We start from the raw sequence: 1,857 nt of genomic DNA on the forward strand, positions 1-1,857 counted from the left end.
CTTCTCCCGAAGTTACGGTGCCATTTTGCCTAGTTCCTTCACCCGAGTTCTCTCAAGCGCCTTGGTATTCTCTACCCAACCACCTGTGTCGGTTTGGGGTACGGTTCCTGGTTACCTGAAGCTTAGAAGCTTTTCTTGGAAGCATGGCATCAACCACTTCGTTAACTAAAAGTTAACTCGTCATCAGCTCTCGGCCTTAGAATCCCGGATTTACCTAAGATTCCAGCCTACCACCTTAAACTTGGACAACCAACGCCAAGCTGGCCTAGCCTTCTCCGTCCCTCCATCGCAATAACCAGAAGTACAGGAATATTAACCTGTTTTCCATCGACTACGCTTTTCAGCCTCGCCTTAGGGACCGACTAACCCTGCGTCGATTAACGTTGCGCAGGAAACCTTGGTCTTTCGGCGTGGGTGTTTTTCACACCCATTATCGTTACTCATGTCAGCATTCGCACTTCTGATACCTCCAGCAAGCTTCTCAACTCACCTTCACAGGCTTACAGAACGCTCCTCTACCGCGCATCTTGCGATGCACCCGTAGCTTCGGTGTATGGTTTGAGCCCCGTTACATCTTCCGCGCAGGCCGACTCGACTAGTGAGCTATTACGCTTTCTTTAAAGGGTGGCTGCTTCTAAGCCAACCTCCTAGCTGTCTAAGCCTTCCCACATCGTTTACCACTTAACCATAACTTTGGGACCTTAGCTGACGGTCTGGGTTGTTTCCCTTTTCACGACGGACGTTAGCACCCGCCGTGTGTCTCCCATGCTCGGCACTTGTAGGTATTCGGAGTTTGCATCGGTTTGGTAAGTCGGGATGACCCCCTAGCCGAAACAGTGCTCTACCCCCTACAGTGATACATGAGGCGCTACCTAAATAGCTTTCGAGGAGAACCAGCTATCTCCGAGCTTGATTAGCCTTTCACTCCGATCCACAGGTCATCCGCTAACTTTTCAACGGTAGTCGGTTCGGTCCTCCAGTTAGTGTTACCCAACCTTCAACCTGCCCATGGATAGATCGCCCGGTTTCGGGTCTATTCCCAGCGACTAGACGCCCTATTAAGACTCGCTTTCGCTACGCCTCCCCTATTCGGTTAAGCTCGCCACTGAAAATAAGTCGCTGACCCATTATACAAAAGGTACGCAGTCACCCAACAAAGTGGGCTCCCACTGCTTGTACGCATACGGTTTCAGGATCTATTTCACTCCCCTCTCCGGGGTTCTTTTCGCCTTTCCCTCACGGTACTAGTTCACTATCGGTCAGTCAGTAGTATTTAGCCTTGGAGGATGGTCCCCCCATATTCAGACAAAGTTTCTCGTGCTCCGTCCTACTCGATTTCATGACTAAGAGATTTTCGCGTACAGGGCTATCACCCACTATGGCCGCACTTTCCAGAGCGTTCCGCTAATCTCAAAGCCACTTAAGGGCTAGTCCCCGTTCGCTCGCCACTACTAAGGGAATCTCGGTTGATTTCTTTTCCTCAGGGTACTTAGATGTTTCAGTTCCCCTGGTTCGCCTCTTGCACCTATGTATTCAGTACAAGATAACCATCTTATGATGGCTGGGTTCCCCCATTCAGACATCTCCGGATCAAAGTCTGTTTGCCGACTCCCCGAAGCTTTTCGCAGGCTACCACGTCTTTCATCGCCTCTGACTGCCAAGGCATCCACCGTATGCGCTTCTTCACTTGACCATATAACCCCAAGCAATCTGGTTATACTGTGAAGACGACATTCGCCGAAAATTCGAATTTCTCAATTAAGAGAACTCACAAATTTTACCTTAGCCTGATCCGTTACCAGTGAAAGTAACGTTCAGTCTATCTTTCTATCACATACCCAAATTTTTAAAGAACGA

General features: G+C 49.4%; 1 rRNA gene. It reads right to left on the bottom strand.

The features are described 5' to 3' along the window. Nucleotides 1–1,693: ribosomal RNA gene (locus tag VV867_RS30890) — 23S ribosomal RNA — on the bottom strand; the annotation flags it as partial. Nucleotides 1,694–1,857: the final 164 nt, after the last annotated feature.

Source organism: Pseudomonas sp. JH-2 (genome assembly GCF_036231725.1).
Lineage (GTDB): Bacteria > Pseudomonadota > Gammaproteobacteria > Pseudomonadales > Pseudomonadaceae > Pseudomonas > Pseudomonas delhiensis.